The organism is Rhizobium oryzihabitans, from assembly GCF_010669145.1.
Lineage (GTDB): Bacteria > Pseudomonadota > Alphaproteobacteria > Rhizobiales > Rhizobiaceae > Agrobacterium > Agrobacterium oryzihabitans.
This window is the reverse complement of the sequence record NZ_CP048632.1, coordinates 1,707,672-1,731,676: the sequence shown is the minus strand read 5'-3', so window position 1 is coordinate 1,731,676 and position 24,005 is coordinate 1,707,672. Positions and strand designations below refer to the sequence as shown.

28 protein-coding genes are annotated in these 24,005 nt (G+C 58.2%); 12 read left to right on the top strand and 16 right to left on the bottom strand.

The annotated features are described in order from the left end of the window. Window positions 1-3 precede the first annotated feature (3 nt). Complete coding sequence (locus G3A56_RS09085) at window positions 4-2,274, top strand: TIGR02594 family protein (protein WP_246230946.1); 2,271 nt, start codon at window positions 4-6, stop codon at window positions 2,272-2,274. Here the strand turns inward: G3A56_RS09085 and G3A56_RS09080 are convergent. Both G3A56_RS09080 and G3A56_RS09075 read right to left on the bottom strand, forming a co-directional pair. Continuing rightward, window positions 2,271-2,528, bottom strand: a complete 258-nt coding sequence (locus G3A56_RS09080) for a hypothetical protein (protein WP_164056300.1) — start codon at window positions 2,526-2,528, stop codon at window positions 2,271-2,273. The two genes, G3A56_RS09085 and G3A56_RS09080, sit on opposite strands and share 4 nt — an antisense overlap. Further along, on the bottom strand, window positions 2,525-2,830 hold the full coding sequence (locus G3A56_RS09075) for a hypothetical protein (protein ID WP_164056299.1): 306 nt from the start codon (window positions 2,828-2,830) through the stop codon (window positions 2,525-2,527). The genes G3A56_RS09080 and G3A56_RS09075 overlap by 4 nt, the downstream gene beginning before the upstream one ends. Window positions 2,831-2,901: 71 nt before the next feature. Here G3A56_RS09075 and G3A56_RS09070 point away from each other — a divergent pair, with 71 nt between their 5' ends. The 11 genes from G3A56_RS09070 to G3A56_RS09020 all read left to right on the top strand — a co-directional run bounded on the left by G3A56_RS09070 (window position 2,902) and on the right by G3A56_RS09020 (window position 16,541). Beyond that, the gene (locus tag G3A56_RS09070; protein WP_164056298.1) at window positions 2,902-8,280 is read left to right on the top strand and encodes a PBECR3 domain-containing polyvalent protein; all 5,379 of its coding nucleotides are present in this window, start codon (window positions 2,902-2,904) and stop codon (window positions 8,278-8,280) included. Between the two features lie 17 nt (window positions 8,281-8,297). Beyond that, entirely contained in the window at window positions 8,298-10,211 is a 1,914-nt protein-coding gene (locus G3A56_RS09065) for a hypothetical protein (RefSeq protein WP_164056297.1), read from the top strand. Window positions 10,212-10,323: 112 nt separating this feature from the next. Then, the gene (locus G3A56_RS09060; protein WP_164056296.1) at window positions 10,324-11,592 is read left to right on the top strand and encodes a hypothetical protein; all 1,269 of its coding nucleotides are present in this window, start codon (window positions 10,324-10,326) and stop codon (window positions 11,590-11,592) included. Next, a complete protein-coding gene (locus tag G3A56_RS09055; RefSeq protein WP_164056295.1) occupies window positions 11,592-12,023 on the top strand; it encodes a hypothetical protein in 432 nt (143 codons plus the stop codon). Before G3A56_RS09060 ends, G3A56_RS09055 begins: the two co-directional genes overlap by 1 nt. Before the next feature lie 22 nt (window positions 12,024-12,045). Next, on the top strand, window positions 12,046-12,570 hold the full coding sequence (locus G3A56_RS09050; protein WP_164056294.1) for a peptidoglycan recognition protein family protein: 525 nt from the start codon (window positions 12,046-12,048) through the stop codon (window positions 12,568-12,570). After that, a complete protein-coding gene (locus tag G3A56_RS09045) occupies window positions 12,570-12,860 on the top strand; it encodes a hypothetical protein (RefSeq protein ID WP_112494122.1) in 291 nt (96 codons plus the stop codon). Before G3A56_RS09050 ends, G3A56_RS09045 begins: the two co-directional genes overlap by 1 nt. Further along, complete coding sequence (locus G3A56_RS09040; protein ID WP_164056293.1) at window positions 12,857-13,204, top strand: hypothetical protein; 348 nt, start codon at window positions 12,857-12,859, stop codon at window positions 13,202-13,204. Before G3A56_RS09045 ends, G3A56_RS09040 begins: the two co-directional genes overlap by 4 nt. Continuing rightward, the gene (locus tag G3A56_RS09035) at window positions 13,186-13,473 is read left to right on the top strand and encodes a hypothetical protein (protein WP_164056292.1); all 288 of its coding nucleotides are present in this window, start codon (window positions 13,186-13,188) and stop codon (window positions 13,471-13,473) included. Before G3A56_RS09040 ends, G3A56_RS09035 begins: the two co-directional genes overlap by 19 nt. Next, window positions 13,470-14,201: a hypothetical protein gene (locus G3A56_RS09030; protein WP_164056291.1), complete on the top strand. Its 732-nt coding sequence runs from the start codon at window positions 13,470-13,472 to the stop codon at window positions 14,199-14,201. The genes G3A56_RS09035 and G3A56_RS09030 overlap by 4 nt, the downstream gene beginning before the upstream one ends. After that, window positions 14,198-15,850, top strand: a complete 1,653-nt coding sequence (locus tag G3A56_RS09025; protein ID WP_164056290.1) for a LamG domain-containing protein — start codon at window positions 14,198-14,200, stop codon at window positions 15,848-15,850. Before G3A56_RS09030 ends, G3A56_RS09025 begins: the two co-directional genes overlap by 4 nt. Before the next feature lie 76 nt (window positions 15,851-15,926). Further along, a complete protein-coding gene (locus G3A56_RS09020; RefSeq protein ID WP_164056289.1) occupies window positions 15,927-16,541 on the top strand; it encodes a hypothetical protein in 615 nt (204 codons plus the stop codon). A 250-nt stretch (window positions 16,542-16,791) separates the two neighbouring features. Here the strand turns inward: G3A56_RS09020 and G3A56_RS09015 are convergent, their stop codons facing one another. From G3A56_RS09015 to G3A56_RS08950, 14 genes are all read right to left on the bottom strand, one after another. After that, on the bottom strand, window positions 16,792-17,226 hold the full coding sequence (locus tag G3A56_RS09015) for a thermonuclease family protein (protein WP_425503343.1): 435 nt from the start codon (window positions 17,224-17,226) through the stop codon (window positions 16,792-16,794). Window positions 17,227-17,442: 216 nt separating this feature from the next. Further along, window positions 17,443-18,465 (bottom strand): tyrosine-type recombinase/integrase, encoded by a 1,023-nt coding sequence (locus G3A56_RS09010; RefSeq protein WP_164056288.1) that lies wholly within the window; start codon window positions 18,463-18,465, stop codon window positions 17,443-17,445. Further along, the gene (locus tag G3A56_RS09005) at window positions 18,452-18,682 is read right to left on the bottom strand and encodes a hypothetical protein (RefSeq protein WP_142840991.1); all 231 of its coding nucleotides are present in this window, start codon (window positions 18,680-18,682) and stop codon (window positions 18,452-18,454) included. Before G3A56_RS09005 ends, G3A56_RS09010 begins: the two co-directional genes overlap by 14 nt. Beyond that, window positions 18,675-18,932 (bottom strand): hypothetical protein, encoded by a 258-nt coding sequence (locus G3A56_RS09000; RefSeq protein WP_164056287.1) that lies wholly within the window; start codon window positions 18,930-18,932, stop codon window positions 18,675-18,677. The genes G3A56_RS09005 and G3A56_RS09000 overlap by 8 nt, the downstream gene beginning before the upstream one ends. Continuing rightward, complete coding sequence (locus tag G3A56_RS28560; RefSeq protein WP_210255060.1) at window positions 18,929-19,906, bottom strand: hypothetical protein; 978 nt, start codon at window positions 19,904-19,906, stop codon at window positions 18,929-18,931. Before G3A56_RS28560 ends, G3A56_RS09000 begins: the two co-directional genes overlap by 4 nt. Next, window positions 19,903-20,289 (bottom strand): hypothetical protein, encoded by a 387-nt coding sequence (locus G3A56_RS08990; protein WP_164056286.1) that lies wholly within the window; start codon window positions 20,287-20,289, stop codon window positions 19,903-19,905. The genes G3A56_RS28560 and G3A56_RS08990 overlap by 4 nt, the downstream gene beginning before the upstream one ends. Continuing rightward, the gene (locus G3A56_RS08985; RefSeq protein WP_164056285.1) at window positions 20,286-20,732 is read right to left on the bottom strand and encodes an ASCH domain-containing protein; all 447 of its coding nucleotides are present in this window, start codon (window positions 20,730-20,732) and stop codon (window positions 20,286-20,288) included. Before G3A56_RS08985 ends, G3A56_RS08990 begins: the two co-directional genes overlap by 4 nt. Beyond that, window positions 20,729-21,721, bottom strand: coding sequence for a phage Gp37/Gp68 family protein (locus tag G3A56_RS08980; protein WP_164056284.1), 993 nt, complete (start codon window positions 21,719-21,721; stop codon window positions 20,729-20,731). The genes G3A56_RS08985 and G3A56_RS08980 overlap by 4 nt, the downstream gene beginning before the upstream one ends. A 59-nt stretch (window positions 21,722-21,780) precedes the next feature. Then, window positions 21,781-22,686 (bottom strand): YfdQ family protein, encoded by a 906-nt coding sequence (locus tag G3A56_RS08975; RefSeq protein WP_164056283.1) that lies wholly within the window; start codon window positions 22,684-22,686, stop codon window positions 21,781-21,783. A gap of 59 nt (window positions 22,687-22,745) precedes the next feature. After that, a complete protein-coding gene (locus G3A56_RS08970; protein ID WP_164056282.1) occupies window positions 22,746-23,078 on the bottom strand; it encodes a hypothetical protein in 333 nt (110 codons plus the stop codon). A 30-nt stretch (window positions 23,079-23,108) separates the two neighbouring features. Then, window positions 23,109-23,291 carry a hypothetical protein gene (locus G3A56_RS08965; protein ID WP_164056281.1) on the bottom strand — a complete coding sequence of 61 codons (183 nt, stop codon included), beginning with the start codon at window positions 23,289-23,291 and terminating at the stop codon, window positions 23,109-23,111. Further along, the gene (locus G3A56_RS08960) at window positions 23,288-23,551 is read right to left on the bottom strand and encodes a hypothetical protein (protein WP_164056280.1); all 264 of its coding nucleotides are present in this window, start codon (window positions 23,549-23,551) and stop codon (window positions 23,288-23,290) included. The genes G3A56_RS08965 and G3A56_RS08960 overlap by 4 nt, the downstream gene beginning before the upstream one ends. Before the next feature lie 57 nt (window positions 23,552-23,608). Continuing rightward, window positions 23,609-23,800, bottom strand: a complete 192-nt coding sequence (locus G3A56_RS08955) for a hypothetical protein (RefSeq protein WP_164056279.1) — start codon at window positions 23,798-23,800, stop codon at window positions 23,609-23,611. A 58-nt stretch (window positions 23,801-23,858) separates the two neighbouring features. Next, window positions 23,859-24,005, bottom strand: a complete 147-nt coding sequence (locus G3A56_RS08950; protein WP_155276033.1) for a hypothetical protein — start codon at window positions 24,003-24,005, stop codon at window positions 23,859-23,861.

The window sequence follows — 24,005 nt, the reverse complement described above, 5'->3', positions numbered from 1 at the left end:
TAAATGCCCACAGTTCCTGTCTACAAGCGAACCGAGACGTCTGCACCAATCCTCCGCCAGAACATTACCACGCAGGCTTCTGGGGATGATTTCGGCGCGCAGATTGGGCGAGGCATGCAGAGCGTTGGCCAGAGCATTGGTGTGCTTGGCGACGCTGTCGAGAAGGTGAACGCGCTCAAAGACGAGACGGGCGCACGCGAGGCGCGAAACGCCTACATGCGCGAAAAAGACCAGCTCATGTATGACCCGGAAAACGGGTACATGAACATGTCCGGTCGCAACGCGCTCGATGCCAGGCAGGGTGTGGTTGACAAGCTCAAAGCACTGCGGGCTAGCCATGCAGAAGGCTTGAGCCTTGGCGCAGCGAAGCTCTACAACCAGTCCGTTGACGGCCTTGAACTCGACACCGAACGGTCGATGGCAATCCATTCCGGCAACGAACTGAAACAGTATGTGGTGCAGGAAGGTGTTGCCGGGGCGAGCAACCTCCAGAACGAAGCTCTGCGGAATCCCACCGATCAGGCAATGGCAGACAAATACACGGCTGCCGCCCTGCTGGAATTGAGGGAGGTCTATCGGAAACAAGGCTTGCCGCCTGAAGCAATTGACATGAAGGAACGAGAGTTTCTTTCTGACACGACGAAAAAGATGGTCCTGACGCTCGCGGCAAAGGGTGAAAGTGGCGTCCTTCAGGCGAAAGGCTATATGGACAAGTATGCCGATCGTCTTTCGGCAGGTGACAAGCTCACCCTTGACGAGGCGATGAAGGCTCCGGTGCTGGCCGCGAAAGCAAACCAGAACACCCAGGCGCTGCTTTCTGGTGCTCCGGTTCAAAGGTACGACGGGCCGGAACGGTTGGATGGGCCGGAGAGGCCGGATGCTGTCGAGCGTCGTGCCCTTCCGGCTATCGGGGGAAAGCTCGGAACTGTTCTCGGCTCCCTGTCTGGCCTCAATGAGCGCACCGATGCGAAGGCGATATCCTCCTTCATCAAGAACTCTGCGGGGATATCAATCGACCCGCGCGTGACGCCGTGGTGTGCGGCTTTCGTCAACGCTGTTTTGGCAACGCAGGGCATTGAAGGCACGGGAAAACTCAATGCCCGCTCCTTCCTGAGTTTCGGGATGCCGACGGATAACCCGCGACCGGGTGACATCGTGGTTCTCAAGCGTGGAACCGGCGAACAAGGCCATGTGGGTTTCTTTCAGGGCTTTGATGGCAACGGGAACATCAAGGTCGTCGGCGGCAACCAGTCCAACAGCGTGAAGGAATCGACCTATTCAGCAAACGACCTGCTCGGTTTCCGCACTGCCGGCGGCGTGAACGAAAATACGGCCAGCCTGCCGAACTATTCGCCGCAGGGCATCGCCCACATTTATGATCAGTTGAACAAAATCACCGACCCCGAAGAGCGGGAAGCGACGCGCAAGGCGGTGGATGCTCAGCTGACGCAGCGCAAGAAGCTGATGGACGCGCAGAAAGAACAGGTCCAATCCTGGGCGGAAACGCAGGTTATTTCGAACCCGACCATGGATCTCACGCAAATCCCGATCGATGTCCAGCAGACACTCGGGGCCAGCGGCATGACGACGCTGATGAACTATCAAGAAAAGGTCCGCACTCAGGGGCAGCCGACAACCGACTATCGGGTGCTCTACGAGCTTCAAACGCAGTATGCGGAGAACCCGACAGCATTTGCGCAGACGGATCTCTTCCAGTACCGCGACAAGCTGGATAACTCCGACTGGCAAGCCGTTACCGGCTGGCGGCAGACGGCGCTGACGGACCAGCGAAAAGCCCAGCAAGACGGCTCCCTCTACTCCGGCGCCTTCAAACAGGCTGAGCAAGCCTTGAACTCCGCAGGCATCACGACAACGGGCATCAAGAGCGAGAAGACCGAAGACAGGGCTGAAATGGAACGGCGTATCGGGCGCTTCCAGAGTGAGCTTAAACTGAGGATAGACGACTTCCGGAAAGACAATGCCGGTAAAGCGCCGTCCTTTTCCGAAACGCAGAACCTGATCAACGAACTTCTGTTGCCGGTCGTTTTTCAGAAGCCGGGATTGATCTGGGGAACAAGCGAAGAGGGCGGCAAATTTCTGTTCGAAGCGGCAACGCGCGAGGATGGAACGGCCTTCGAGGTTCGAATTCCTTACGGTGATATTCCGGTCGATCTGCGCGAGCGGATTAAGTCGGATTTGCAATCATCGACCGGAAGGAAGCCTTCGCAGGAAGAAATCAGCGATGAGTATGCGCGGTTCCTGCTCGGGCGTTAAGCAAACACAAGCTTTGAGGCAAGGATGAGCGCGGCGGGGAGCCCAACGCACATCGAGAACCATATGAGCACCATTCTGATTGCGCGTTTGTTTTTAGCAAGCAAGGCAATCATCAGAACGAACACTAGGACGGGGATTTCAAAGGTTCCCGTCCTGTATCGCCAGTCATCAAAGTAGGCGATCAACAACGCTGTAACGATGGCAGGGATGACAGCCACGGCAACAACGGCAAGAGATTTGACTTGTTGGCTCAATTGGCGCGACGCCGGCCAAGCAGGCTGCCGGCCGCAGCACCTAACAATGCGGTAATCCATAACTCGCCTCCAGTCTCCAACACCCACGCCATAGCTGGGCCGGGGGCTGATGCACTCGAAGACAAGAAGGTCACGCCAAAGTTAGCGAGACCGATGCCGATGCCGCAAACGATAACAGTCACGATCAGTGCAACGATGATCGAGGCAAGCACGGAAACTGTAGGACGCCGATCGCGCAGTTGTTGAGCGATTAGCGCCGCGATCAGCAGCCCAACCCCGAAAGATAGCGTCAATTCTAACATGCTGGCCCCCAATATTTGGGCCAGACAAACAGATTGTCCGCTTTTTGTCGAGATTATTTCACGGAGCGCAGATGCCGACCTTAGAGGAATACGACGCCTGGAAGACGAAGCAGGAAGCTGCAAGCGTCGGCGCCACAGACTTCATCCTGAACAATGCTCGCAAGGTGGACCCGGATGCATTCGCATCGGACGTCAAGTTGGGGAAGGCGTTTGGACTTAGCGCGGATCTGGCGAATGCTGGCAGGGACATGCTGCAAACTCGCATGGACAGCCTCCGGAACACCTCCATTCTCAAAGGATCACCGCGTACTGCTCAGTGGCTGAAAGATGCCGACAACGCCCGAGCATCTTGGGACGATGTTGAAAATATGTCTTGGTTTGAAGGTGCCGCAAGGGGCGCGCGTAACACTTTGGCTCGATCCGTCTATAGGCTGGATCAGATGCGTAATCAGTACATGCTGAACCAGACCGCCGGCCGCGCGCAGGATCGGGAAATGTCGTTCGGTGAGATACTGGATAGCGAACGCGAAACCATCCAAACGCCTGCTGGTAACGTGCGCCCGTGGATCAACTTGAGTGATATCGTCTCTGCATCCGCAAGGTACATCGATGCGCGTTATGCGGACCTGATTGGCACGGACGACGAAGGCGCAGCGCGGGAATACGCCGGCGCACTTGCGGCGAACGTGGCGGCGTTGAAATCAACTCCGAAATCGGGGCTCGCGACGCAGGCCGAAACGAGCATGTTCAAAGACGAGGCTTCCTCTTCTTTGGGCGCCGTTGTCCAGAATGTCGGCTCGGCGTTCTTGGAAAACCCGCTTGGCGTACTTTCTTGGGCGATGGAGACGATGGGGGAATTCGCTCCTCAAGTTGGTTTGGGTATCGCGGTAACGTCGGCGACAAAAAATCCCACCTTGGGACGCGCAGTTGGCATGAGCGCTAGCTACGCAACCGAACGCTACACGGCTCCGTCTGATTTTTTGGCTGAAAAAGGCGTTGACCTTGGAAAGGCTGAAGGCATTGAAAAACTCCTGTCTGACCCGTCGCTGCTGAAAGAGGCTAATGACAGGGGTGTGATCAGAGGCGCCGTCATCTCGGCATTTGACGCGCTTTCATTTGGCCTTGCCGGTAAGGCGTTATCGAGAAATCCCATTGCTGAAGCCTTAGCGCAGTCGGCTCAGCAAGCCGTAAACGGCTCGTTGGGCGAGTATGCCGCAAGAAAAGCGGCCGGTCAGGAGATCGACTGGAATGAAATCATCGCAGAAGGTTTGGCGGAAATAGCGTCCACGCCGTTTGACATGGGTATGGCTGGTCGGAAGTTTGTGAAAGACCGCTCATCCTCACGCGGCGCCGAAGAAGCGAAAGGCTTGATCGACGAGCTTGGCGACAAAGCCTCAGTATCGAAGCTCCGCCAGCGTCTCGACGGCTCGTTCATGGACTTCGTGGGCAAGGCGACAGAAGGCACTCCAATTCAGGATGTGTTCGTTCCCGCGGAGAAGATGCAGGAACTCTTCCAGAGCTACCGCTACGACCCCTCGGAGTTCCTTGGCGAGCTCCCCGGTGTCGATGTTGCTGATTGGGACACTGCTCTTGCAACGGGCGGCGACATCCGCATTCCGACCGCCACCTATGCGGCAAAGCTCGCCGGTTCTGATTTCGATGTCTTCCTTCGCGAGAACATGCGGTTTTCGCCGGATGCGATGACGTTTGCTGAAGCGCAGGAATTCAACGCTCGGGCTTCTGAAATCCAGATGGAAGCCTTCGAGGAATCGGAAGCTGCCCGGATCGCTGATGAAAGCGAGCGGTCGCTTGACGTGCAGGAACTGGACGAGATGATTGGCCGTCTCCGCGCTGCCGGCCGTTCCACAGATGTTGCCCGTTTCGAGGCCATGCCGTTGATCGCGATGCGCAGGACCATGGCTGCACGCTCGGGCATGACGCAGGAAGAGTTTGCCCAGCGGAACCCGCTGCCGCTGGTGCGCGGGGCCGTCCCTGAAGGTCTTCAGCCGAAGAACGTCGACCAGCTGACGCGCCAGCTTGCGGAAATGCGCTCCTACATCCCGAAGACCGTCAACAATGGTCCTTCGTTGCTGGAAGCCATTTCCGAGTACGGCGGTATCAATGACGTCGGCGGGGAACTGAAATCCCGTGACGCTGCAGTCATCAAACGCGGCAAGGGCAAAAAGACGCTGCGCCTTGCGCGCGGGGGTATCGTCGATGGCGTCAAGGATATGTTCGGCGGTGCGGATGGCAAAAAGCACGGCATTGATGATGTCGCTCAGGCTATGCTTGATGCTGGTTACTTGCAGGACAACCCCGTCGCGATTGAATACCGCGCTGCGCTGGAAAACGGCACTGAAGTTCCGGACATCGGCAAAGCCCTTTTGGAGGCGATCGATGAAGAGCTTCGGGGCAACGTCCAGTATGCGGGCGAAGCCCAGATCGATGAACGCGCCGCGACGATGGAACGCAATGTCGCGTATCTGAACGAATTGGGCGTCACGCTCGATGACGCTGACGACGTCATTCGTGCAGCGCTGGAGAAAGCAGAAGCCGAGAATGGGAGGACGTTCGGCCAGGCGACGCTGCGGCAGAAGCTGGCGAAGCTGCGCCAGTCACTTACCGATCTGGTGTCTTTCTCGCAAACTGCGCCGCGTGGCGAATCTCAGGTGGTTGAGATTGCGCAGGTATCGGATGCTATCGCAGATATCGTCGAGCAGCAGACTGGTCTCGATATTCACGGCTATCGCCATACGATCGACAGTTCGGCAATCCGCCACATCCTGAAAAACCACGGCGATGCGGGCAAGGAAACCGCGCGCGGCATGGTGCCTATCACCGAAGAGGATCTAGTTGGTATTCCCGATATGATTGCTTCGGCTGACAAGATTGTCACCGGTGCCAAAGGCCGCCGGGGAGAGGAGCTTGTGGGCTACCTGAAGAAGCTCGACGACGGCACGACGCTCTACATCGAAGAGGCTCGACGTGGTCGCAAGGCGCTGGCAGCTGTTTCGATGAGAAAATATCCCGCCACGAGTGACTATTCTAGCATTGCTAAAACCATCAGTCCCAACGTCCGAAACGATGGCGGGAATGAGGTGACAATAACCGATGTTCCGGCAAACTCCAAGACTCTGTTTCAGAGCGGCGCCCGGAAAGAAAAACTTATCTGGGCCACCGACGGCAAAAGCGCGTCGCTAGTGCTGACCAAGAAAGAGGTCGAATACTTCGATAGCATCAAAGGCAATGATGGTGAGTGGCAAGAACTGATGGAGCGCGCGCCATCTCTTGTTTACGACGGTAAGTCGATGTCAATCGCGCAGGCCGACATGGAAGGCCTTTCATCCTTTGTAAGCGATGAGCGCGATGGCTACGGCTCCCTCGGAATCCCTCCGCGCATTCGCCAGTATTTTCAACAAGGGGATGGCCAGAGGCGTGGTTCTATCCAGTTGCCTTTGGCTGGCGCTTCCGAAAGCTCGGTCATCATCAGCCTCTTCGAAAGCGCTGACCTGTCCACGACCATCCACGAATCCGCTCACTACTTCCTCTTCACGCTGGAAGACCTGCGGACGATGGGACCGGACATTCAGGAGATGCATGACGCCGTACGGACATGGTGGGGCGACAATGCGGAAGCGGTCGCTACCGACGCCACGTTGGCGACTGGCCTGAAAGTCTCGGCTCAGAACGTGAGCGATGTCATCCAGCATGGCACGTCCGGTGACGCGGCTATCGACCGGGCGGTCGAGGTGGGCATGCATGAACAGTTTGCCCGTGGCTTCGAAGCCTATGTGATGGAAGGCAAGGCGCCGTCTATCGAACTTCGATCCGCCTTCGAACGGTTCGCTCAATGGCTGATGCGCCTTTACAAAACGCTCCGTGGCTTGAACGTAAGCATCTCGCCGGAAATCAGGACGGTCTTTGACCGGATGCTGGCGACTGATGAAGAAATTCAGGCCGCCCGGTCCGATCTGTCTGACGATATGCTCTTCGCCGCTGCGGATGCCGCAGGCCTGTCGCCAAATGACTATCGCCAGTTGGTGAAGCTGCACGACCAGTCCGTCGATGCTGCCAACGAAAAGCTGCGTCAGGAGATCATGGCGCCGATAAAGCGTGAGACTGAACGCTGGTTCAAGGAGGAGAAGGGCAAGGTTCGTGACGAGGTCGCGGAACAGATCAACCGCACGCCGGTCTATCGTGCGTGGGAATGGCTCGGCAATCGCCGCTGGCTGGGCGGCGAAACTCCCGACGGCCTGCCGGACATGCGCCTTGATCGACAGATGCTCGTCGACCGTTACGGGGAAGGTGTTTTGAAAACCCTGCCAAGGGGCCGTTTCACGCTCTATGCCAACGAAGGCGGTATGGACCCTGATGAGGTTGCCGGGTGGTTCGGCTTCGAGAGCGGCGACGCTCTCGTCCATTCGCTTGAGAAAGCGCAACTGCGCCGTGAGGCGATTGACGCTGAGACTGATCGGGTTATGCGCGAGCGCCACGGCGACGTCATGCGTGATGGCCAAATCGAAGAGCGAGCACTGGACGCGTTCCACAATGACAAGCGGGCACAGTTCCTTGCGGCCGAATTGAAGGTGCTCAAGGCGCGGGCGGGTGACACCTCGCCCAACACGACCGTGGCGCAGGCCAGAGAGGCAGCAAGGCTCACCGTGAGCCGAATGCAGGTTCGTGATGCGATCAACAGCAATCGCTTCCTGACGGCCGAAAGAAAGGCTGCCAATGAGGCTATCAAGCTCGCTCGCCTTGTCGAACGCGAAAACCTGTGGTCTCGCCAGCGTCGCCGGGATGTTCAATCCGCCGTCCGCAATGGCTCGCTGCGGGCCGCCAATAGCGCGACCGAACGCGCAAACGCTTCGACCGATCGATATAACGACGCCGTCTCGCTTCTCGTCGAGCAGAAGCGCCGGCAGCTTATGAACCACATGCTTTATGCCGAAAGCGTCAAGGCGGCAGAGGAAGTGGAGAAGGCGGAACGGTTCGTTTCGAAGCTGGGCAAGCGGTCCACTCGTCAGAACCTTGCCGGGGATTATCTGGAAGCGATCGACGAACTGCTTGAGCGTTACGACTTCCGGAAGCTTTCGGTGAATGCCGAACAGCGCCGTGGCTCCCTGCTGGCCTATGTCGACCGGATGAAGGCGGAAGGCCGGGAGAACGAGCTGTCGATCCCTGACAGCGTTGTACAGGACGCACGCCGCCGGCCGTATAAACAGCTTTCAGTCGAAGAACTCCGCGGCATTGTCGACACCTTGAAGAACATCGAACACACGGCTCGTCTTAAGCAGAGACTGAAGGATGCCAAGCGCGAAAGGGAGTTGGATGCGGTCGTCAGTGATATCGTTGCCGAGTTCGACGAAAACGTGAAGGGCAGCGCGCCGTCTCGTGCGAAGTCGGGTAGAGGGGGGCAAAGGAAGGCTTCCGAAGCTATCTCAATCTCGTAAAGACAGCCGACACCATCTTGCGTGAAATCGACGGCTTCAAGGATGGTGCCGCATATCGCCATATCAAGGCACCCATCGACGAGGCCGTCAACGAACTGACCGTGAAGCGACGCCAAGCGGGCGAGGATTTCGAAAATCTGTATTCCGTCTACTCGAAGGAAGAGCGCCGTTCGATGACGCGGCTGCAATCCATTCCGGAATTGAATGGACAGTTCTCGAAGTGGGATCTGATTTCGCTGGCGCTGAATGTCGGCAACGAAGGCAACTTCCAGCGTCTGACCGACCTGCGGGTGAAGGGCCACTTCACGCCAGGTCAGATCGACATGGCTCTTTCCCGCCTCGATGCTCGTGACTGGAAGTTCGTCCAGTCGGCTTGGGATTTGATTGACGGCTACTGGCCTGAAATCGAAGCTCGCGAAAAGCGCGTTACTGGCGTCGCGCCTGAAAAGATAGCTGCTCGTGAAGTGCAGACCAAGTTCGGCACATTCAAAGGCGGCTATTATCCGCTGAAATATGATGCCGAGATTTCGTCTCTCGCTCGCGATGATGATCTTCATGACCTTGCGGCCTCAATGACCGGCGGTCGCTTTGGTAAGGCCCAGACGAAGAACGGACACACAAAGGAACGTTCGAACTCCTCGGGTCGCCCGGTGCTCATCGATATCGGCGTCCTTCATGGCCACGTCAATCAGGTGATGCACGACCTGGCACTGTCGGAAGTCGTCGCAAACGCGTGGCGCATCCTGCAGAACAATGAAGTGAAAAGCGCCTTCCTCGATCGCGGAATGAAATCGGACTTCGATGCGCTCGAAGTATGGTTGCAGGACGTGGCAAGCGGGGAGGTCCGTGGCGCTGACTTCATGAACCGGTGGGCTCGCAAGCTTAAGTCTGGCTTCACGGTGTCGAAGCTGGCCTTCAACCTTACAACGGTCCTGTTGCAGCCTACAGGCATCGCACAGTCGTTTGTCGTGGTCGGTAAGAAGAATATGCTGCTGGGTATGCAGGATGTCTTCCGCCGGCCTCTGAGCGGGCCGGGAAGCGCAGCCAGCATCATCATCGATAAGTCGCCTTTCATGCGTGAGCGCGAAACCACCTTCAACAAAGATGTTTATGACATCCTTGGAGAGGTGAGAGCGGGTCCGTCGCAAAACCGGGTGTCGCAGTTCACAAGCGATTATCTCGCGCCGTGGGGCTTCTGGCTGATGCAGAAGGCGCAGTTTTACACGGTGGACATGCCAACGTGGCTTGCCGGTTACAGACAGGCGCTTGATGAGGGCAAGGGAGAAGCCGACGCCATTGCGCACGCTGACCGCATCGTGGCGCGCGCTGCGGCCTCGGGCAACTTCTCGGACCGGACCCCGATCGAACGCGGCTCCCTGTCGCGCAGCGTTCGGCAGAACGACGTCGTGAGGCTTTTCACGGCACTCGGTTCGTACATGTTCGCGAAGTTCAACGTCGCTTACGAAAAGACACGGCAGACTGAATTCCGAGATCCTCGGCAAGTTTTGTCATGGACCTCCGACATGGTCATGCTGTTCACGGTCGAAGCTGTCCTTGCGGCGCTGGTCCGGGGCCAGCTGCCATGGGGCGACGACGATGATGAGGAAGACGGCTGGGCGGAATTCCTCGCCAAGCAAACCGCTCTCAGTGCGGCGGGAACGCTGCCCTTTATCCGCGACGCCGCGAGCGCCGTGCAGGGCTTCAGTGGCGGCGGTGCCTATGGCTCGATCATGGACACGATTGCCAGACCGCTTTTCCAGGCATCGCAAGGAGACGTGGACAAGGCGTTCATTCGATCCCTCGTCGATGCGGGCGGGTTGTTCCTGCATATGCCGTCCACCCAAATAAATCGCTTCGTCGATGCGACGTGGCGGCAGGCCGAAGGCGAAGATGTCTCGCCCTTGGAATACATCATGGGCAAGTCGAAATGACATGCCCGCCATTCACAATTCACCAACGCTCCTCCGGGGGCGTTTTTTTATGGGGTGAAGCATGACTGTTTCGAGCGAAACAAACTCGGCGGGACCGTACCAGGGAAACGGCGTGACGACCGTTTTCCCGTACGAGTTTAGGATCGTCGATGAAACCCATGTCCAGGTCATCAAGCGTTTGGTGTCCGGTGCGGAAACCGTCCTCACGCTGGGCGTTCACTACACCGTCGCTGGCGTGGGTGGGCAGACCGGAAGCATCACCATCCTCGTTCCGCCTGCCGTGGGCGAGGTTGTCAAAATTCTTCGCAAGGTTCCTTTCAAACAGGAGACGGCGCTTGAAAATCAGGGTGCCTATTTCCCTGACGTGGTCGAAGCTGCGTTCGATCTGGCGGCAATGCGCGACCAGCAGCTTCAAGAGCAGATCGACCGGTCAGTGAAGATACCGCCTTCTGCTGATCCAGAAGAGTTGGATGCCCTTCTTGCGGATGTCCTTCGGTTATCGGCTAGTGCCGACGCGCTTGACACTGTGGCCGCAATCGCGCCGCAGGTCGTGCAAGTGGCTGCGATCGACGATGAAGTCGTGCATGTGTCGGATATCCGTGCAGCAGTCGTTACCGTCTCGGGCATCAGAGATGAAGTCGTCACAGTCGCCGGCGTTGCGCCTGCCGTCCAGGCCGTGAAAGACAATCTCGCGGATGTGCAGAACGCCGCCGAAAATGCACAAGAAGCAAAAGAAGCGAAGGATTTGGCGCTTCAATACCGAGACGAAGCGGCTGATTTTGCGGAAATTATTGACCCTTCGAATTACTATACAAAGGCAGAAATTGACGTTTCAATCTCCGACCCTTTTGCACTGCAACCGATTGGAGCCCTCATCGCTCTGCGCCACGGCATTACGCAAATACCAGAGCCGCCCAAAAACAAGGCGTACCGCTATATCCTTCTGACTGCTGGGCAGACCGGGACCGGGGCTTACAACGAAGGCGTTCTGACTTCGGAGGTCGTTTCCGGTTCTCAGCCAACAGTATCGGCTTATGCGACAATCAATCTCGCCGGATCAGTGATGAACGGCCAGCCAGTCAGGCTCATCAATACTGAACGTCGCTTCCTCCGCGCGGGATCGCCCGGCACATTGCAGGACAGCGCCTTCGGGTCTCACGCGCACACCTACAACGACGGTGGGCATAAGCATACCCTTATTGGAGATGGCGCCTCAGGCGTCGCCAGCATTCCTCGCATAGATAATCAGGGCATATCCAACCAGAAATTCTTCAACGATGCGACATCCGTTGCAACGACGGGCATCACCATCAACGCCAACGGCGACACGGAAACCAGATCCCGAAACATCGGTGTCGATTATTATATGAGGATCAAATAATGCCCTATGCATTCGAAGGCGGCATCTGCACCGACCCCGTTGAGGGTGCCATTGAAATTACTGAAGCTCAGTACAGTGAAGCGCTGGCCGCCATTGACGACGGAAAGGCTGTGACAATTGCCGGAGGCTTCGGGATCGTCACGCCCATACCGCCGGAGGAAGGTGGTAGCGCGAATACCGACGCGCTGACAATGCCAATCACACGGCGGCAGCTTCGTCTCACGCTCGTTCGAAATGGTATCGCGCTTGCATCCGTCGAAACTGCAATCGCCGCCATGCCGGATGGTCTCGCAAAGGAAGAAGCCCAGATCGAATGGGCCGACGCCAGCACATTCAGCCGCAATCACCCGACGCTTTTGCTCATTGCAGCCGCGCTCGGCCTGACCGAAGCGCAAGTTGACGCCATGTGGCGTGAGGCCGTTACGGCCTAATCCAAAAATCAAGGACATCGCTATGACTTACAAGCTTCCGCTGGAATGGCTCCAGCCGGTTAAGATGGCGCGCATTATTGTGCACTGGTCTGCCGGCGCGTATCGGGCGTCCGATCTCGACAAGGAGCATTATCACTTCATCATCGAGGGAACCGGCAATGTCGTTCGTGGTGATCACACGATTGCCGACAACGTCAACACCGCCGATGACAACTATGCTGCCCACACTCGCGGCTGCAACACGGGCTCGATCGGCGTTTCCTTCGCCTCGATGGCGGGCGCTATCGAAAGCCCGTTCAACCCAGGCAAGTTCCCGTTGACGGAGGCGCAGTGGGCGCGGGGCATGGAGGTGGTCGCACACCTTGCCTCGTTCTACAAAATCCCTGTCACTGACAAGACCGTCCTGACCCACGCCGAAGTTCAGCCGAACTTAGGCATCGTTCAAAGAGGGAAGTGGGACATAACCCGGCTGCCTTTCGACGCTTCGCTGGTCGGCGCCAAGGCTTGCGGCGACAAGATGCGGCGCGATGTAAAGGCGCGGATGTGATGAAGTTCTTCATGGATCATAAGGCGTCCGCTGAATGGGCTGTGCGTCGACGCATCATCATCATTGCCCTGATCTGGTCCGGCGGCCTTGTGACGTACCTGGCTATCTGGGGGCGGCCAATTGCGCTCAGCGATACTGTGGCCATGAACCTGATCCTGCTAATCGGTGGCATCATTGGCTCCTATGTCTTCGGGGCTGTCTGGGAGAAGAACACCCAGGTCAAGGCCGATATTGCCCAGCAGGCCGTTGAACAGGGCGATACCGACACGACGGTAAAGGTGGAGCCATGAGCGTCCTGACCTACATTTACATGACCGTCGGCGCGCTGGCGATGCTGGCCGTCGCTCACCTCTACAACGTGACGATCGACAATCCCGCTGTGCGGCGGCAGGCGCTGGCAGGATACGTGCAGCAATCGGAACGTGACGCGCTTCAAGCTCAGCTTGACCGGGAGCGCTCTTTGCGTGAGGCGGCCGACCAATCTCTAGCCGCCGCCACAAAACGCGCTGACGAAGCTACCAAGGCGAGACAGGCCGCAGAGGCAGAGGTCGACCGGCTGGCCGAAGAAGCCGCCAAGGACGCCACCCTTTCCCGCCCTAATGAAAGCGACAAGAAATGGCTATCCGAGCGCTAATCCTGATCGCCGCAATCGCGCTGACCGGATGCCAGACCGACAAGGAGCGCCTCAAGGCCGCATCCGTCGTCAAGGGCGAAAATGCCGCTCGTCAGCCGGTTCTCGTTCTTCCCGCCGCCTGCACCGCACTTATGGAGCGTGTGAAACTCCGCGACGAGCCGTGGGTGGTTCATTCCTTCCGCTGGAACGTCGCCGCCGACAACCGCGACCAATTGGCCAGAGACTGCCAGGCATGGGCAGACGACTATAACCGGAGAATTGCACAATGATGTGGCTTGGAAACGGTCTTGCTCTTGTTGGGGCTGGTAAGCCCGGTCGCGCCGCTGAGCGCTTTACCGTGCCCATCACCAATTCCGGCGTTGCGATCATCTCTCCCGGTCGTCTTCTTTCGGTCAAGGTCGCGTCAGGTTCTCCGCCGCTGGTCTCTATTTACGACAGCCCTTTCGCGGGCGCTGGCATCATGCCGTATCAGGGCGCGCTTGCGACAGGCGAGAAAGCATCCGTCGATCTCCCCATCATCAACGGCGTCTATGTCGACATGACCTCCGCTCTTGGGCCGGAACTTGTCACCAACGGTAATTTCAACACTGACGTTTCCGGCTGGGCACCGCAACTTACCGGGGCAACCATCACATGGCGCGATGGAAAGATGGAATTGTTCGGCGGCTCGGGCGGCGGTCGCGCAACGCAAACCGTGTCCGGCCTTGAGATTGGCGAAACCTATGTTTTCCGCGCCACAATGCTGGAGCCGAGCGCGAATTCTATTTCGTGCCGCCTGACGACAGACACGGCCGGTTCTTCCACCGGTCAGATTTATGGATCGGCCAACGTGTCGGCAGGGCAGTTGCTTCCGATTGTCACCTCGTTTGTCGCCGCAGCAACGAGCATCACCATCGCGGGTTCCGCGTCGGCCGGCGTTACTGGCTGCTTCGACAAGATCAGTCTTCGGAAGCAGACGCAATCAACCGGGACAGTCGAACTGGAGTTCGCAGCATGAGCATCAAGACAGGAACTTCGGTTGGCAACGGCTCGCGGCGCAGCGTCTCCATCGGCTGGAAACCGGAAGTCGTCATTTGCATTCCCGATGCTCCGAAGATGGTTGGCATCAAACTGCATGACCTCTGGGCCGGACGGACAAACGTGCTGGGCGCATCGAACAGCTATGCAGATGGTGCCACACTCACGAAGGACGGCTTTACCGTCTCGCAATCGCCCAAGTGGAACGATCAGGACATCACCTATCACCACCTCGCCATATCGCGCTCTGCCGCGCTGAAGATGGCCCTTGCAGGATCGCAGGGCAACGCCATTGCCAGCCGGGCGATCAAGTTCGATGACAGCATGATTAACCTCGCTGCCGTGATCGCCAAGCGGGACAGCACGCGCGATGGGGTTCTTCAGGTCGGGTCTTCTACCACCGCACTACTCGGTGGAACGGCGCTGACGGAATCGGGGGCAATCACCAATCTGACGACAGGCCAGTGCACGGTATCGGCTTCAGGCTATGTCAACGAATATGACGCGGCGCAGGAGCTGGGCGAGGGGATTGACTTCATCGGCTTTGAGAGCGGCGCGAACTTCGCCACGGCCGCTTACACAGGTTCCGGTGCAAACCGCGCTGTCAGTCTCGGGTTCCAGCCGAAAGCCGTCATCGTCGCAAAACTGAGTGGCACGCTTCAGGCTGCATGGATCAAAACAGACACCATGTCAGCCAGTGGCGCGAAGCAAATGTCTGCGGCGGCCGGAATTGTGGCGTCCGGTATCTCATTCGACGCGGATGGCCTCCAGCTCACCGCCGGTTCCGCGCTGAACGTCAACACAGCAACCTATGTCGTCATTGCTTTCCGTGACCATGCCGAAACGCCAATCGCGGCCCCTGCGGTAAAGAAATCCGGCAAGAAAGCCGTTTTGCTTTCTGCGCGCGGCACAACGTCATGGATCAACTGCGGCACTGACAACAGCCTGGTAATCGACGGCGCCATGTCGATGGAGTGGATGGGCGGTATCGAGCCGACCACCCGCGCCAACGCCAGCGTCATGATGTGGCGCGGGGCAAGCACGTCGGTATCCGCGCTTCAGCAGTCGCTATTCATGGGCGCTATAGGTTGGGTTGGCCTTGCCGGGAACTGGAGCGGCCCTATCATGGCCGTTGGCTGTTCTGACCGCATGGACTTCGCAACGTCGTCAACAAACATCCTGAACCCGTTCCGAACAGGTCTCATTCCAGACTATGGCAATTTGATCCATTGGCTCGCCACACACGACGGATCGGGCGGGTGGATGCTATATCGCAACGGACAGCTGGTGCGCCAGCGCGCCCTTGATATGGTCGCCATCAACGGTCAACCGAACATCGACGGGCAAGCGGGTCATCGCATGATCCTTGGCGCTGCCTACAATGCGGGCGCACCGGTCCAGATGTCGCGCCAGCGCGTTTCTCTGGCAAGGCTGTACAATCGCGCCCTGACACCTTCTGAAGTTGCCAGTCGCTTTGCTCGGGCTGGTCTTGGTAGTTCTGAGGCAGACGTGACCAGTGGGCTTGTTGAGGAATGGGACGCTGTGAACGCCACCGGTTCCACGCTGCCGGCGACCATCGCAAGCGCAAATAATGGCGCCATCGTCGGCGGCTCAATTATCACGCTCTGAAATCATCCCCATCGACCTGTGGCCGGGGCTTTCTTTTACTCGCATGCAGGCTGGGATAATGGCAGGAAACCAAGAGATGAGCAGCAACGGCTTCGATCCAATGGCCCAATATGCTCGATTATCCGAGCGGGTTGAGAACCAGGGCAAGGACATTGTCGATCTCCGGTCGAACATGAACACCGGGTTTCAGACGATAAACACCAGTATTTCGCAACTGTCGAATGAGCTTCGGAATTCGAGCAAGACGCAGTGGCCAGTTATCTGGGCTGCGGCCGGCGTCTGCTTTACCGTTCTCGCGACCGGCGGCGCCTTCTTCTACAACAGCCTGAGCAAGGGGCAGGATCGGCTTGATCTCATCGTCGCGAAGAACGCGGAAACGGCACAATCAGCGATCACGGCTGTTGTCGACAAGATGGTGACGCAGAAGGAAATGGAGTGGCGGACCGCGCGCGGTTCAGAAGACCGGGCCCGAATGGAGGCGTCCGTCAAAGAGGTGAGGGAGGCCCAAGTCCCCCGCGCCGAGCTTGAACGAGTATGGACCAGCCAAGCGAACACCGATGCGGACCAACAGCGCCAGCTTGATGAACTGAAGCAGGCTCAGACAAGTGTGTATGGCGCGCGCGATGTGATCCTAGACCTTCGCCAGCGGGTAGACCGCATGGAGCGTGAGAAGGCCTCACCGGGAAGCTGATAGAGAAAACCCGTCGGCAGCCTCGTACTACCAGCGGGTTCTCAACTTCCTGCCGATTGGCCGGAAGTTCAATGTGCCCGATTGGGCACTTTGATCAGTCCCAGAAATTCTGGGTTTGAACTTCGGGACGATTGTCCACAAGTTCCCAATCGGGCAAATTTGCCCTTTTGAGATCAAGCCGCACAATTGAGCGGATTGAACTCTGGCGCGTTCGCGCCGAAGTCTGCACCCCCCTTAAGGTATGTGCAGATCAATTGCACCAATCAATGCGGTGCTTTGGGCGCCATTCTCGCGCCAGTCCTTCCGACATAAGAACCTGCCCAGCTTCCCGGCCATCAGGAAGATAGATGTTGACGAGCGGTCGGCGGCTTTGCGTCCGGTCCCTCGCGCCGCTGTCCTCGATACGAGGTACGCCGTCCAGCAGCAGTTCTTTCAGCCTGGCCTTTGCCTTCAGCGCCAGATCCCGTTCAAACTCGCATTTGGCACGGCTTCCCATTTCGGGCGCATCCACGCCAGACTTGAACGGCACCCCGCCGCCCAGCAGTCGCATGTTCTGGCCGTCGCATTTGATGGTGTCGCCGTCGATTACTACCAGCGATGCACATGCAACGCCTTGGCCAGAATGGGCCGGTGCCGACGACAAAAGACCTAAGATCACCACGCTGCCGATCGTCATTTTCTTCATTTGTTTTCCCGAATTTTCATTGAAACGCGTGTCTCTCGTTACCTGACACGAGGTAAACGAAATGACACGTCGCATTGATTTTCCTCGCTGTTCTCGAAGCTTCCCAAGCTGAATACGAGGGTTCGATTCCCTTCACCCGCTCCACCTTATTTCTCAGGGCTTTCCGCCGTTTTTTGCCCCCGAAAAACAGGCCAGTTTTACAGCCAGTTTTACAAGTTATGTTCGCGTTCTGGCCTCGTTTAACTGCCGGATCATTTCTTTCGTGGCGGAATTTCGGCCCACGTAACGGCGAATAATTTTCTCAACCGTCTCTTCCTCCCACGCCATAATTTCGGCGATCACGCGGACCGACAGGCCCGCGATATAGAATTTTGTAGCGGCGGTCCCTCGCAGGTCGTGGAAGTGCAAATCGCGCTCAAGCATGTTCGTCTTTTCTTTCGCGCGCCAGAACATCGTATTCAATCCGCTCGGCTTCCACGGCTTCTTTTTGGAGCTGGTGAGGATGACGGGCGAGCGCTTTGGAATGCGATCAAGAATTTCATTCAATGCGTCGTAGCGCGGTATGATCGCCTCGCGCTTGTGCTTGCTCTTGCCGGTCGAAATGATGATGGCATCGGGGCCGACATGCGACCATGACAGTTTCAGCAGATCGCTGACGCGCAAGCCTGTATGGGCGGCAAGGTCAATAACCCATTTCACCTCGTCAGAGCATTCGGCTTTGACCTGCGCAATGTCTGCGTCAGTCCAGATGATTTCGGAGCGGTCGGAACTATAAAGATGCTTGATGCCTTCGGCTGGATTGGCGCTCAGCTTTCCCATAGGGTCTACGCCATGGGACAGGATGCGGGAAAGAACCTGCATGCCTGTGTCTGCCGCGCGCGGGGTCTCGCTATATTGCCCGCGCCATTGGCGAATGCGGGGGCGGATTTTGTCCGCACGATTGAACTGCGCAATGCTCAAATTGCCAAAATATTCGGAAATGCGATCAATCCACGGCGACCAGACGCGCTTCGTGGAATCGGCGAGCTTCTTGAACTCGGTTGCCTTGTAGTGGGTGATGATTGAGCGGAAGCGTCCGCTTTCGGGTTCCATGCGGCTGGCGATGGCTTCGTTATAGGATGCCATGAATGCCGCCGTTCCAGGCTGGCCGTCGAGCCTTGGGCCACCGCGCCAAGCGTAATAGTAGATATTGCCCTTGGCCCGTACGGTGTGGATGCCCTTTAGCTCAACTGTAACCATGCTTCTTGTCAAACTCCGCAAGTTCGCGGTCCAGATCGTCTTCGTCGTTCTGTGCCGGTGGCGTAAAATGCCATCGAAATGTACCGTCTGGCAATGTGTCCAACGCGGTCGGAGTCATGCCGTTCTTTTTGAGCGCTTCAAGCGTAGCGTTTACGTCGCGAATTCGAAGCGTCGGACGGCGGTTTTTCTTCTTTGGGGTTGGGGCGAGGTCAGCCATTTCCGGCCTCCGTCAAAGGCGTGGTGGCCTTTAGGTCAATAGTGATCATGGCTTCTTCAAGCTCGCGAGCCGTGTAAGTCGCCCGGTCAGTCTTAAATTCGGCAACCCTTAGCGCCCATAGGCAATTCTCCGCACGTTCTCGCGCCCATCGCTTTTGAGTAGGGCCAAGAGCGTTTTCACTGAAAGCGGTAAGGGCGACGAAACAGAAACGCAGAACGTTTGCCTTGTCCTCGGCGGTTGGCTTTTTCATATGCCGCCCTCCTGATTTGCGGGTGCTGCGGCGCGGTCGAGACGCTTGATCTCAGAAATGAGAAGTGCGGCGGCTTTAACAAGATTACGCCGCGTGGTGGTCGGCTTCCACCAAGACGCATGCCAAGGCCAGTTTCGTGGTGCCGCAGGTTCTCCAAGTGCCAGTTTGATTGCCTCGCGGGTCGTTTCTCGTTCTTTTTCGGGAATGGAGTTCCTTGCGTCCACGACAGCCGCGTATTTCTTTCGCGGCGGATAGTGATCAGGTGCCGTGTAGGCCACCCCCTCAAGGGCGTAACAAGCTGCCGCACCTGCCATCTCGCCTTTGTCGTGAGCGTCGTCATGATCCGAAGACCAGCCTTCAACCTCAACCTGACGCTTTACCTCCAAAAGAACGTCTTCCATCGCCACGTCCTGCACCTGTGCGGAGAAGGCGGAGCGAATGCGCGTTTCATGGTCCTGTCTGCACCATTCCAGCGCTTCCAAGTCCGTCTTAAAGGGGCCAGCCACTTCGTTCCAGAATTTCATTACATACCAGTCGCCCGCTACCTGACCCGGAGGGATATAGAACCACTCACTTTGAGGCTCCACCCGCTCAAGCGAGTAAGCCACGCCTGCTCCGTCTGCGCGCCGCATGATGCGCCTGCCGCTTTGCCCGTTCTTTGTCTGGTCATTTCCGGGCCATGGCGACCACTCCAAAGCCTTCACGGCCACGGACGGCGCGGGCTGCTGTGGGCAGTCGTAGACCGGAAAGGAGCGTGGATCATCTTTGTCACTAATCCACATGGCGCCAAACGGCACATTTTGAACGGGCGCTTCCTCGCCGTGCCGCAGCCATGCCACCGGTTCGGCGCTACGGATAGCGGTCTCCAATTGGTCGGCCAAGGCACCGATGTTCCGCACGTCGCGATCTTCGCGCAGTACCGCGACGATGCGGCTGCGAAGGCCGTTTGAAGCCTCGGGCGTCACGGCGCTCATGCTGCACCGCCTTTCGTCATGGGCTGGCTAGGCAGGGGCATCCAGTGAGAAAATACATGCTCCGGCCACACGGTTGTATATGAGCGCTCGAACCAGTGAAGCGTCTCGCCGTTAAAGTCGTGGCCTTGCTCATTCCAGAGAATGGAAATCGGGCATTTGTGCACGGTGTGCCACGCCTGAATGACAGTTCCGTTTCGGGGCGCGGTGTCCATCGTCTTCCACGCGCTGACGGCCTCGCGGCTCATGATAACGCGCAGATCGTGGGCGGCGCGCAAGGTGGTATCGGACAGCAAGCCACCGTTGCCACCCTTGCCGCCTGCGCCGTTCATGTCGAATTCGACGCAATCAATAAGCTTCTTCGCTGCTTTGGTGATATCTGTCATGGGGTGGCCTCAAGATTCTTCCGCCAGTCGAAGAAGCCAAGTGCGCCTTTGACCGGGATAAATTCGCAGGGTTTGGGATTTGCCAGCACAAAGCCGTAGGGACCGAAGAACCACGGGCTTTCGTGGCGCGTGACGCAATCCACGATATCGACGGTTCCGACGATGCCGCCGCGCAGGAGGTCATTCTTCCCGGCTGGAAACTTTTTTTTCGCAAGGCTGATATCGGTCAACGCCGCTTCGCGTGCGGTATCAAGGCCCTCATACCATTCATTCGTGGTCATGCCCTTGGCGGCATGGATGCAGACCGGCCCGCGATACTTCGTCGCCCACGTCCGGTTTTCAACCGGCTTGCCGAGTTCGAAAATGCAGTAAACCCACGGCTGTCGGACCGACAGCGCCAGTTGCGGCAGGGCGGCGAGAACGGAAAGCTGTTCGGGCGTCATGCTCGGCCCTCCGGGAATGCGTTGTGTTCAACGCCGTCCAGCACGCGGCCTGCCACCTTCTTGCCTACCAGTTTAACGGCATGGTGGGTGTCCGGCTGCGGCAATACGCGCGCCCAACTCCATGGCTTGTGATCAAGCTCGATCAAATATCCTGTTCGGGAAAGCGCGTGCGTGGAGCATTCCTTTTCGGACCGCTCGATATATTCCGCGTCCGTTTCGGTTTCGGTCCGCTCAAGTTTCCAAGGGACGGGCTTCCATGCGCCCCATTGCTTGAACAGAAACGGAATCCCATGGATTTGGCTCTGGTCGCGCAAAGCGCGTGTCCAGTCGGGGTGCATCGGACGTGCGCCCGGTCCGCTTTCTCCGCCTGCCACGACCCACATAGGAGGGCGTGCAAGGTGTGCTTTGCCATCGGGGCCGACTTTCCGAAGCGGCGTAGCGAGCAGATCAAGCGGGCCTAACAGCGGTTCGGCAGAGACCCAAACCATCCAGCCACGCTCTGCGATATCTTCCATGAATGGCCAGCGCGCGGAATACCGGGGCTGATCTTCGGCGGAGGTGCCAAGCCAGATATTAGGAAACGGCAGGTGTCGGCGCGCAAACAAGTAGTCGCGCATCCGCTCTGGCCTCTTGGTCAAGACCTGAAACGTGTGCTGCGGGGCGCTCGCCATGACGGCGAAAACCATGTCAATCCACTCGTCCGGCACGCCTTCGGCAAAAAGGTCTCCGTGGGCGCAAACGAAGATCATGCGCGGACGGCTCCAGCGCAACGGCTGTTCCATCCACTCCGCATTAAGACGCACCTTGCCGTTCCACACGGGGCCGGACTTCGTTTCAACCGTAAGTCCTTCCCGGCTCCTGTGATTTTTCAGCCGGGTTCCGGCGAGCTTCATCGCATAACAGTTGGTGCAGCCCGGAGAGACTACAGCGCAACCCGTGATCGGGTTCCAAGTGGCGTCGGTCCACTCGATTTTTGTATTGTCGGACATGGTTGGGTTCTCTCTGGCTGGATGGACGCGGGCGGCGACCGCCCGCGCTCCGGGTGAAATCAGGCCAACATTTCCGGCTTGCCCGCGAACTTCGGCAGAGCAAGTTCTGCGGCGGTTTCGTGCAGGGCGAAGTTGACGGCCTTGGTGATATGGATGTCGGGCCGGTAAAGCATGCAGGTCCACGAAAGCGTGCCTTCACGGAGGCGGTAGCGCAGGCGCACTGGCAAGCGGATGCTTTCACCCTGGAAGAACGGCGCGATGTTGAGGACGAAGACGCCCGGCACGGTGATCGGGTCGCCGTTGGCGTTCTTGTGGTCTTCCTCGAAAACGATCTGGCTTTCGCCCGTTTGCAGTTTCAGGGCCGTCTTGACGCGGGTTTCCGCGTTGATCTGCAAGCCCTGCGAAAGCACTACCAGCTCATTCGGATAGGCAATCTTCGCCCGGAACAGCAATTCGAGGTCTTTCACCTCGTCAGAGTCCGGCGAGGCCAGTTCGGCGATATGGTCTTCGATGAATTCCGCGAACTCGTTTTGAGTCAACGCTTTGCCATGGATACCCTGCCAAGCTTTCCATTCTTCGGAAAGCGGGAACGCATAGTGCACGCGGTGCTTGCCGTTGTCCGGGTCGTCGCCGTGGTAGTCGATTACGGCGGTGAAGGTAGGGTTGCGCCAGTCGGTCACCGCAAAGATGACGCTGTTGTCCGTCTTGTGGCGCTCGACCAGCTTGACGAAGGAATCCAGCGTTTCGACATTGGCGGTGCCATTCTTGCGCTCCGGACGGGTGCGCCACGGCGCGAAGACTGCCGACACATCCGACAGCTTGCCGCTGGTCGGGTCCAGCAGCGCCGGGACGTTGGAGGGAATGCCCTTGGCGTCGGCAGGTGCCGGAACCTGCACAATCGCGGCGTTGGTCCGCGCCGCAAGCTTTGCGATCTCGGCGACGGCGGTTTGAGTGAGTTGGTCCATTTCGGTTCCTCTATTGGTGCGCCGGTCACTGGCCGGACGCGGTTGCTAAAGTGGGGAAATCAGTTCGCGGAGACTTCGCGCGGCGAAAACATGTCGTGCTGGCGGGGATGCTCAGTCGAAAGCGCGCCGTCTTCGACAACCCAAAAGACCGAGTTCTTGCGCGGTAGCTTGGGGGTTTTGGATTCCATGTCGGCGGCAATCGTCACCATGCCATCCTTGACGGACAGGGAGAGTTTCAGGGTCACGGAACCCTTGAAAGTCTGCATGGGGTTGGCTTCGGACATGTCCGAAAGCTTCTCCAGCGTCTGGCCGATCTCGGCGGAAAAGGCGGGGTTAAGCTGGCCGTTTTCCAGCATGCCGATGATGGTGGAGGCATCGCGTATTTTCTTCATGCGGATGGTTCCTTGTAGTTTGGAGGAAGGTCACGCGCGCCCGCTGGCGTCGTGGTGGCGCTTGATCTCGGCGAGGCTGGTGGCGCAAAGCGCCGCGCCGCCGATGATGGAGAGGATGAGGACGGCGCAAACGCAGGCCAGAAAGAACCGGCCATAGGGCGGCGTTGCCTGCTGCGGGCGCTCTGTCGGAATCATGGGTGAAATCTGGATCATGGCAGGCGTCTGCCAACCTGCGCCGCGCGGAATCGGCAGTTTTTCGCATGCAGAATTTTGAGCCGCGCGTGGTTCCGAAACTCGCGGGAATATCTTGGTGTCACCGAGCCGGATGTGAGTTCGCTCACGTAGTTTCGCGCCGCGCGCAAAGATTGGGCCGCTTCTTCGGTCCATCCCGTATGCTGGTTCAAGATCGGCTGTCGCACCATCCGAAGGAAGGAAGACATGTCGTTGAACCTTTGTGCTGCTTTGTTTGCCATGTTTGGCGCTCCGGTGATGCTGTCGGATGATGGCCCGAAGGCCATCGCCAAACGGCATCAGGCCGCAGCACGCGCGTCCTGAACGCGCATGTCATGGAGCCGGGCAGTGGCTGCATCGCCGCAGCGGTGAATTTCATCGGCGGTGAACCATTCCCGAAGGTCGGCTTTCGTGCAGCCTTCGCCCACGCGTTGGATGGCTTCCGCCATCGCCTGCGTCAGTTCGGTGTCGTTTGCGGTATTGATGCGCATTCCGTTATCTCCTGATTGGGGTGGGGCGAGCCTTTTTCCTCATGCTCAGGAGGGCTTTTCAGCGGGACAAGCGGCCTGCGACGAAGCCGATTGCGACCAGCAGGACGCTGGAAACGAGGTCCATGGCGAAGGAAAAGAAGAGGGCCTGCATCGTGACGAGAAGGCCCGCCGCCGTCGCCAAGGCGATATTCTTTGCGGTCGCCAT

What these genes read in the sequence shown, in the direction of transcription:
- G3A56_RS09085 (WP_246230946.1), top strand. Translation starts at nt 4, where the DNA reads ATGCCCACAGTTCCTGTCTACAAGCGAACCGAGACGTCTGCACCAATC.
- G3A56_RS09075 (WP_164056299.1), bottom strand. Translation starts at nt 2,830, where the DNA reads ATGTTAGAATTGACGCTATCTTTCGGGGTTGGGCTGCTGATCGCGGCG.
- G3A56_RS09070 (WP_164056298.1), top strand. Translation starts at nt 2,902, where the DNA reads ATGCCGACCTTAGAGGAATACGACGCCTGGAAGACGAAGCAGGAAGCT.
- G3A56_RS09055 (WP_164056295.1), top strand. Translation starts at nt 11,592, where the DNA reads ATGCCCTATGCATTCGAAGGCGGCATCTGCACCGACCCCGTTGAGGGT.
- G3A56_RS09050 (WP_164056294.1), top strand. Translation starts at nt 12,046, where the DNA reads ATGACTTACAAGCTTCCGCTGGAATGGCTCCAGCCGGTTAAGATGGCG.
- G3A56_RS09045 (WP_112494122.1), top strand. Translation starts at nt 12,570, where the DNA reads ATGAAGTTCTTCATGGATCATAAGGCGTCCGCTGAATGGGCTGTGCGT.
- G3A56_RS09040 (WP_164056293.1), top strand. Translation starts at nt 12,857, where the DNA reads ATGAGCGTCCTGACCTACATTTACATGACCGTCGGCGCGCTGGCGATG.
- G3A56_RS09035 (WP_164056292.1), top strand. Translation starts at nt 13,186, where the DNA reads ATGGCTATCCGAGCGCTAATCCTGATCGCCGCAATCGCGCTGACCGGA.
- G3A56_RS09030 (WP_164056291.1), top strand. Translation starts at nt 13,470, where the DNA reads ATGATGTGGCTTGGAAACGGTCTTGCTCTTGTTGGGGCTGGTAAGCCC.
- G3A56_RS09025 (WP_164056290.1), top strand. Translation starts at nt 14,198, where the DNA reads ATGAGCATCAAGACAGGAACTTCGGTTGGCAACGGCTCGCGGCGCAGC.
- G3A56_RS09020 (WP_164056289.1), top strand. Translation starts at nt 15,927, where the DNA reads ATGAGCAGCAACGGCTTCGATCCAATGGCCCAATATGCTCGATTATCC.
- G3A56_RS09015 (WP_425503343.1), bottom strand. Translation starts at nt 17,226, where the DNA reads ATGAAGAAAATGACGATCGGCAGCGTGGTGATCTTAGGTCTTTTGTCG.
- G3A56_RS09010 (WP_164056288.1), bottom strand. Translation starts at nt 18,465, where the DNA reads ATGGTTACAGTTGAGCTAAAGGGCATCCACACCGTACGGGCCAAGGGC.
- G3A56_RS09005 (WP_142840991.1), bottom strand. Translation starts at nt 18,682, where the DNA reads ATGGCTGACCTCGCCCCAACCCCAAAGAAGAAAAACCGCCGTCCGACG.
- G3A56_RS09000 (WP_164056287.1), bottom strand. Translation starts at nt 18,932, where the DNA reads ATGAAAAAGCCAACCGCCGAGGACAAGGCAAACGTTCTGCGTTTCTGT.
- G3A56_RS28560 (WP_210255060.1), bottom strand. Translation starts at nt 19,906, where the DNA reads ATGAGCGCCGTGACGCCCGAGGCTTCAAACGGCCTTCGCAGCCGCATC.
- G3A56_RS08990 (WP_164056286.1), bottom strand. Translation starts at nt 20,289, where the DNA reads ATGACAGATATCACCAAAGCAGCGAAGAAGCTTATTGATTGCGTCGAA.
- G3A56_RS08985 (WP_164056285.1), bottom strand. Translation starts at nt 20,732, where the DNA reads ATGACGCCCGAACAGCTTTCCGTTCTCGCCGCCCTGCCGCAACTGGCG.
- G3A56_RS08980 (WP_164056284.1), bottom strand. Translation starts at nt 21,721, where the DNA reads ATGTCCGACAATACAAAAATCGAGTGGACCGACGCCACTTGGAACCCG.
- G3A56_RS08975 (WP_164056283.1), bottom strand. Translation starts at nt 22,686, where the DNA reads ATGGACCAACTCACTCAAACCGCCGTCGCCGAGATCGCAAAGCTTGCG.
- G3A56_RS08970 (WP_164056282.1), bottom strand. Translation starts at nt 23,078, where the DNA reads ATGAAGAAAATACGCGATGCCTCCACCATCATCGGCATGCTGGAAAAC.
- G3A56_RS08965 (WP_164056281.1), bottom strand. Translation starts at nt 23,291, where the DNA reads ATGATCCAGATTTCACCCATGATTCCGACAGAGCGCCCGCAGCAGGCA.
- G3A56_RS08960 (WP_164056280.1), bottom strand. Translation starts at nt 23,551, where the DNA reads ATGGCAAACAAAGCAGCACAAAGGTTCAACGACATGTCTTCCTTCCTT.
- G3A56_RS08955 (WP_164056279.1), bottom strand. Translation starts at nt 23,800, where the DNA reads ATGCGCATCAATACCGCAAACGACACCGAACTGACGCAGGCGATGGCG.
- G3A56_RS08950 (WP_155276033.1), bottom strand. Translation starts at nt 24,005, where the DNA reads ATGGCGACCGCAAAGAATATCGCCTTGGCGACGGCGGCGGGCCTTCTC.